8 protein-coding genes are annotated in these 6,860 nt (G+C 67.0%); 2 read left to right on the top strand and 6 right to left on the bottom strand.

The features are described from left to right. Together E1261_RS41935 and E1261_RS41930 are read left to right on the top strand one after the other, a co-directional pair. Window positions 1-2,020 (top strand): UvrD-helicase domain-containing protein (locus E1261_RS41935; RefSeq protein ID WP_238176785.1); only part of this gene is annotated, 2,020 nt, incomplete at its 5' end. A gap of 64 nt (window positions 2,021-2,084) precedes the next feature. After that, the gene (locus E1261_RS41930) at window positions 2,085-2,933 is read left to right on the top strand and encodes a serine/threonine-protein kinase (RefSeq protein ID WP_132415408.1); all 849 of its coding nucleotides are present in this window, start codon (window positions 2,085-2,087) and stop codon (window positions 2,931-2,933) included. Here the strand turns inward: E1261_RS41930 and E1261_RS41925 are convergent. The 6 genes from E1261_RS41925 to E1261_RS41900 all read right to left on the bottom strand — a co-directional run. After that, on the bottom strand, window positions 2,930-3,562 hold the full coding sequence (locus E1261_RS41925) for a lysine transporter LysE (protein WP_238176784.1): 633 nt from the start codon (window positions 3,560-3,562) through the stop codon (window positions 2,930-2,932). The genes E1261_RS41930 and E1261_RS41925 overlap by 4 nt on opposite strands. 174 nt (window positions 3,563-3,736) lie before the next feature. Then, complete coding sequence (locus tag E1261_RS41920; RefSeq protein ID WP_132415405.1) at window positions 3,737-4,516, bottom strand: phytanoyl-CoA dioxygenase family protein; 780 nt, start codon at window positions 4,514-4,516, stop codon at window positions 3,737-3,739. A gap of 136 nt (window positions 4,517-4,652) precedes the next feature. Then, window positions 4,653-5,147, bottom strand: coding sequence for a hypothetical protein (locus E1261_RS41915; protein ID WP_132415402.1), 495 nt, complete (start codon window positions 5,145-5,147; stop codon window positions 4,653-4,655). Between the two features lie 17 nt (window positions 5,148-5,164). Next, entirely contained in the window at window positions 5,165-5,590 is a 426-nt protein-coding gene (locus E1261_RS41910; RefSeq protein WP_132415399.1) for a hypothetical protein, read from the bottom strand. Window positions 5,591-5,703: 113 nt separating this feature from the next. Beyond that, entirely contained in the window at window positions 5,704-6,045 is a 342-nt protein-coding gene (locus E1261_RS41905; protein ID WP_132415396.1) for a hypothetical protein, read from the bottom strand. A 35-nt stretch (window positions 6,046-6,080) separates the two neighbouring features. Continuing rightward, a partial coding sequence (locus E1261_RS41900) for an RHS repeat-associated core domain-containing protein (RefSeq protein WP_275938391.1) occupies window positions 6,081-6,860 on the bottom strand: 780 nt, incomplete at its 5' end.

The raw sequence follows: 6,860 nt of genomic DNA, 5'->3' as shown, positions 1-6,860 counted from the left end.
TCCGCCACCCGGTCCGCTCCCTGCCAAGGTCACCCGTGACTCCGACGACGAGCTCACCCTGTTCGACTTCTTGGACTCCGAGCCCGCCGAGCCCGCCGAGCCCTCCGAGCCTTCCGGGCCTGAGTTGGCGACGGTGCTGCCCTTCCGACGTGCGACCGACACTGCGCCTAGCGAGCCCGAGCCAGCGCCGTACGACGACTCCGTGTCCGGCCCCGCGGTCACGGTCCTCGGCGCGGTCCCCCATGACGATTTGCCGCGCGCCCAGGCCTCGGTGCTGCGCGAGCGCGAAGCCTCCGACGTTGCGGCGACCGTCGATCAGGCGCTCCGCGACGGCTGGCTCGTGTACGACGAACGGACGTCGGCCTGGCGACCGGCGGCGGCCGGCGACATCGCCGTACTGGTTCCTGCCCGTACGTCGTTGCCGTTCCTCGAGGACGCGTTGGATCGGGCCGACATCCCTTACCGGGCTGAGGCCAGCTCGCTCGTCTACCAGACCGCCGAGGTCCGCGACCTGCTCGCCTGCGCCCGCGCGCTCGGCGATCCGAGCGATCAGCTCGCGCTGGTCACCACGTTGCGTTCGCCCCTCTTCGGCTGTGGCGATGACGACCTGTTCACCTGGAAGCGGTCCGGCGGTTCATTCACGCTGACCGCGCCGGTCGCCGACGACTTGCTGACGCATCCGATCTGCGAAGCGATGGAGTGGCTGCGCCGCACGTACTACGCCTCTCGCTGGCTCACACCGAGCGAGGTGCTGGCCAAGATCGTCGCCGACCGCCGCATGCTGGAGGTCGCTGCGATCGGGCCGCGCGCTCGCGACACGTGGCGCCGGATCAGGTTCGTCGTCGATCAGGCGCGCGCCTGGTCCGAGGTCGAGCACGGCGGTCTCCGCTCGTACCTCGCTTGGGCCGCACACCAAGGCGAGGAGACGTCCCGCGTTGCCGAGGCCGTGCTGCCCGAGACCGATGCGGACGCCGTGCGGGTGATGACGATCCACGCCGCGAAGGGGCTTGAGTTCCCGATCGTCATCCTGTCCGGTATGACGGCCGCGCCGAACCGTCAGCGCGGTGTCCAGGTGCTCTGGCCGCCGGACGGCGGTTATGCCGTCAAGCTCAAGGCGTCAGTGCAGACCGAGGACTTCGATCTCGTCCAGCCGGTCGACGAGCAGATGGACGACTTCGAACGCCGCCGCCTCCTGTATGTCGCCGCGACGCGTGCCCGCGACCACCTGGTCGTCTCGCTGCACCGGTCGGGGACCCGCCGTCACTCCAGCAATGCCGAGCTCTTCGCCTCCGCCGGCGCTGCGGAGGTCCCGGGGATCACTCTGTTCGACGGCCCGCCGCCGGCCGATCGCGACCCGCGGTCGACGTCGGAAGTCACCCCGCCGATGAGCCGACGCGACTGGGACGAGCAGATCACCGCGGCCCGCCAATCCAGTCGCCGTCCTTCTGCTCGCAGCGCGTCCGGGCTCGAAGGCACGGGGCCCGAAACCGCGTTGGCCGACGTGGACCCTGGTACGACAAAGGCTCCGCGTGATCTCGAGCTCCCGCCGTGGTCGAAGGGCCGGTACGGAACCGCGATCGGGCGCGCAGTCCACGGCGTACTGCAGGTCGTCGACCTGTCCACCGGCGCCGGTCTCGAATCCGCGGTCGCGGCCCAGTGCCTCGCCGAAGGTGTCCTCGAGTACACCGACGTCGTGACTGCGCTGGTTCGCTCGGCCCTCGGCGCGGAGGTCGTGCAACGCGCGGCAGCCCGCGACCATTGGCGCGAGTCGTACGTCGGCACTGTGCAGCCCGACGGCACGGTCCTCGAGGGTTTCGTCGACCTGATCTACCGAGAGGACGACGGCCGGCTCACCGTCGTGGACTACAAGACCGACGCCATACCGGCGGCCGCGCTGGACAGCCGTGTCGCCTACTACGCTCCGCAATTGCAGGCGTACACGGAGATCCTGCCCAACACCGGCCCACCGGTCCTGCTGTTCCTCAACCCCGCCGGCGCGGTGGCCCGCCAGTTGCCCTAGGCAACGGTGGTTTGGCGGCGTACCGTGATTGGGTACTGGCTCGGAAGAGACCCGGGAGCAGCCCATGCGCATCGCGGACAGGTACGAGCTGGAGGCGGTTGTCGGGCGCGGCGGCATGGGCGAAGTCTGGCGCGCGAGGGACACCGTGCTGATGCGGCCGGTGGCGATCAAGCTGCTCGCGGACCATCAGGGCGGAGCGCGGCTCCAGCACGAGGCTCAAGCCGGTGCTGTGATCAACAATCCGCATGTGGTCGACGTCCACGACTTCGGCTCGTACGACGACTCGCACTATCTGGTGATGGAGTTCGTCCACGGGACGACGGTCGCGGGCGAGCTGCGTCGTGGCAGCCCCCTCTCGATGCAGGCCGTCGTGCGGATCGTCGCGCAGACGGCCGACGGGCTGCTCGCCGCACACCACGAAGGCGTCGTCCACCGCGACATCAAACCCGCCAACCTCCTGCTCGGCGAGGACGGCACCGTCAAGATCGCCGACTTCGGCATCGCCCGCTTCCTCGACGACACGACCGACGACCGGGAGACGCACGACCACCTGCTCGGGACCAGCTTCTACGTCGCTCCCGAACGGGCCCGGGCCGATCCCGCCGGCCCGGCCGCCGACATCTACTCACTGGGCTGCGTCCTCTATCAACTGCTCACCGGCGCCCCGCCTTTCCTGGCCGACACCCCGACCGGAGTGCTCCGGCGGCATGTGAGCGGCGTACCGACCGTGCCCTCAGGCGTGGAGGCCGGGGTCGGCCGCCAACTGCTGCGCATGCTTGCCAAGGACCCCGCCGATCGCCCCGACGCCCAGGAGATCATCGACTGGTGCGACCGGGCGCGGTGGTCCGAGGTGACCTTCGATTGCAGGCCAAGGGCAACGGAGTTGGCAGAGATCACGCAGGCGATCGCCTAAACAACCAGGCGAACCGCCAGCACCACGATCACCACACTCGACGCCAGCGCCGTCACGAGTCGCCCGAGGTTCCCGGTCAGCACGCGTCCCAGCAGTACACCGCCACCGGCGAGCAGCAGTTGCCAGCTGGCCGACGCCAGGAACGCGGCCGCCACGAACACCGGGGCCGACCCGGTCCCCGAGCTGCCGAGTACCAGCGCTGCGAAGTAGATCACCGTCATCGGACTGAGCAACGTCATCCCGAGCATCCCGAAGTACGCCGTACTGCCGCGCACCGGCGCTTCCCGAACGACCCCAGTCAACCGGCGCGCCCGATACCGCCGTACCCCAGTGACTGCGCCCACCGCCGCCAGCCCAATCAGCACCGCCACGGAAACCCACCGCAACGGCACCACGACCGGCACCAGAACTGGCGCGAGCGCTGCACCCGCTACCGCAGCCACCAGCGCGTAGATTCCGTCAGCCGAGGCGATCCCCAAGGCAGCACAGGCCGCGACGCGCCCCGAACTCCGCTCACTCAACCCCACGAGATAGGTCCCCACAGGCCCAACCGGCACAGCAATCCCATACCCGGCCAGCACCCCGGCGACCACCACCTCGATCACGATCGGAAGCGGCGAGACCTCCAACAACGACCACCCTGCTGCTGAGCCCCAGCCGCCACGTCGGCAACCAGTCTCGCCAGCAACACCCCAAAGGTCGTAGTCATACCCACATCATCCGAACAACCCCCGCCCACCTCAACCGATTTACAGTCGACGTGCCCGGCCGAACCCCGCCGACTCGAACTGCGTGAGCTCTGGCTATCCGGAGATCGCGGCGAGGATGGCGGCTTCCACGGGGTGCGCGGCGGTTGGGTCTGTCAACGTGAAGGGTTCCAGAAGCGCAACACCTGGCTGGGTGATGATGCGTGGGCTGATGCCGCGGTGCGGCCACGAGGCGGCGTGGACGAGAAACGGGTGGCACAGATAGACATCCCCGGCCGAGCCCGTGGCCTCGACAACCCGCCGGTCCGCGCTTGCCTCGACGATCGGCGGACCCGACTCGGCCATGGTGAGCCCGTCATCGCCTGCTGGAGCCAGGACACGCGCGGCGTCCGCGTGCGAACCGACTCGGATCCGGGTCGGAGCATCGTCGGCGCCTACATCGGTCAGCAGGAAGAGCGAAAGCAGACCGCGTTCACGACTCCGGATGTTCGCCCGCCAATCGGTGCCGTCCCAGTAGCTGGTCTCGATGTGCCAGCCCGCGTCCCCCGGGTCAGCGGGATGCGGGAACCGCACGGGAATCGTTCCACCCATTCCCTCACGCTTCCACCACTTGTCCGGACCGATCAGCTGGTCGTAGGCCTCCCACAGCACACCGGCCGTACCCGCTTCAGCGAAAGCCGGTTCGCCTTCCTCAGGACAGACGATCCGCTCGACCGGCGCCTTCCAGGACCCGGCATCAGCCCTCCTGACGCCACGCCCTTCCAACTCCTCCCAAACCACATCCACACAGGCATCCACCACCGGACGCGGCACAGCACCCCGAACGACGACGAATCCATCCCGCATGAACGACGCGATCTCGCCATCGGTCAACATGCCAAGCAGCCTTCGCTACCCGTCTACCAGGGTCAACAGAGTTTCTCCGCAACACGGGCTGCGCCGCGAACTCCCCGTACGCCGTCATCGCACATCCTGTCCGCCGAGAGCATCACCGCGTTCTCGCGCAAGGCACCTAATCCGCGTCGGCCAGTCCCAGCGAGTACTGCCTGAGCATCATCAGTTGCTCGTCATTCACCGGTGGCAACGGCGCATCAGGGTCTAGCGGACACGCGAAATCTCCTTCGGCAGTCATCCATGCCAGTACACCGCCCGACATGCACTCCGGATCGAACAACGCAGGCGGGTCGCAGAACGGAAAACCCTCAGCAGCCACCCAGGCAACCCGGCAACCCGCCGCGATCACTGCCGCCAGCGTCTGCCGAATCGCGTCCCTGAACCGGCCGCCCGTTGACCAAACAACCACCGGAAGGTCCCAGTTCGCCACCTCCCAGGCCACGCCATGCAACAGGTAAAACCTGGCCTCTGGATCACCCGGCCACTCGCCCGCCGGCAACACGAAGGTCCCGAGACAGCCTCGTCCCACCAGCCCGTAGAACGACAGCCCAGGAACCTCGTCTCCGTCAACGATCACGACGGCCGCATCCCGCGCGAGGCGGTCGCTCCCCATCACATCTGTCCCGTCACTCAGTCCACGACCTCAACGCCGACGCCGTACCGCTCCGCAAAGTCGCCGGCAAGCTCCGGCCCAGCCAACCGCGGAATTCCCCGCTCCCACCACCCGCGCTCGTCCCCGCGATCCAGATCGATGAGTAACGCGCGATACCTCGCGTCCAGTGCCTCGATCTCCGCGCGCACCCAGTCCATCTGCTCAAACCCTTGAAGCATCGGACTCTGCAGGATCCTGTCGATCAGTCTCCGCACCGAAAGATCGTGGTCGAACTCCTCGATGTTGTCGCCATACCCCTCTTCGCACAGCTCCACAAAGAGCCGCCAACTGCCGATGACAACAGTCGGTGTCACCAGGCGCCGAGAACCGGCCGATTGCGCAACTGCTCCAAACTCGGCAAGGAACTCTCGCGTGTCACTCATTCCTGAACCCGCCACCGCCATCGTCCTTCTCGCATCCAGATTCGACGAACAACGTGCAGCACCGCGCACCAGGACCCTCGAACAGCAGCCGCGACAACAGGTCGTTCTCCAGACTCCTCGTCATCGCTGTCGGGTCACGACTCAAGACCTCTGGACTCGCCGACGATCGCAGTACGCTCAGCTTCGAAGGTGACAATTGCCTCTGGATCGTCGTCGAAGTACCGCTCCCAGAAGCCGTCACGCCAGCGTGCTGGACCGAGCGCCAGAAACCCACCATCCCTGATCGTCGCTACCCAGTTCGGCGGAACGCCCGGATCAACGGTCTCGAACATCTCCGCGTCCCAGAGACTCGGCACTCCCGGCGCCAGGTCCAGCCGCAAGTGGACGTACCTCCCCGGTGACGCAAGAACCTCGAGTACCACATACTCCCGGCCGACCTCGATCGAGGAATTTTGCTCCTCCAACTCACGGGTCACCGGATTGACGATCCGCAGGCAACGAACCCGCACATTCACCTCCCGAGATTTAGTTTCGACTTGTAATCAATGTCGTAGTTCATTCTTCCGGTCACCGAATTGTAGTAGAAATGCACCTGGAACGGCCCGGAGGGACTCCGATACGTCTTCGTCGAATACTTTCCCCAATCTGCGATGTCACTTCCGTCGGCCGTGAGCGCTCGAATAACCGCAGGATTCCCCAGGTCCTCGCCGTCGATGATGCGATCTGACGCGTCGATGACTTCTGCCTTCAGGTAGCCGGCATCTGTAGTGATGGATGCAGCCTCGGCACGCCTGGCCTGGGTGAGGAGGCCTGCCCGAGTGGCGTTGTTGCGCGCGGAATCAGGACCGAGTCGGGCTGCCTGCTCGAGTGCTCCGCTTCGGGCCCGGCCGAGGGCAGGGAATCGGCTGGCGACGGCGCCTACGGCTATGTCGGCAGCCAAGGCTGAGCAGTTGCCTTTTAGTACGCAGGCTTGGGAGTCGAGGATGCCGGCGGTGCCGGCTGAGAGGACGCCGGTGGCGGCGGAGAACTGCATGGCTATGGGGATGGCGGGGGCACAGGCGCGGACGAAGGTGCAGGTGATGGCTACTGCCAGGGCGCCGGTGGAGGCGTAGCCGGAGATGTGGGAGACGTCGGTGAGGGTGCCGTCGACGTCGGAGAGGCCTTGGAGGTCGGTGGATTTCAGGGGGTTGCCGGAGGTGTAGGCGTAGGGGTTTGGGGAGCCGGCTTGGTCGGGGGTGAGGAAGGTGGCGGTGGTGGGGTTGTACTCGCGTTGGTTGAGGAGGTAGTTGCC

The organism is Kribbella albertanoniae (genome assembly GCF_004348455.1).
Lineage (GTDB): Bacteria > Actinomycetota > Actinomycetes > Propionibacteriales > Kribbellaceae > Kribbella > Kribbella albertanoniae.
The sequence above is the reverse complement of the archived record's forward strand: the minus strand, read 5'-3'. Positions and strand labels throughout refer to the sequence as shown.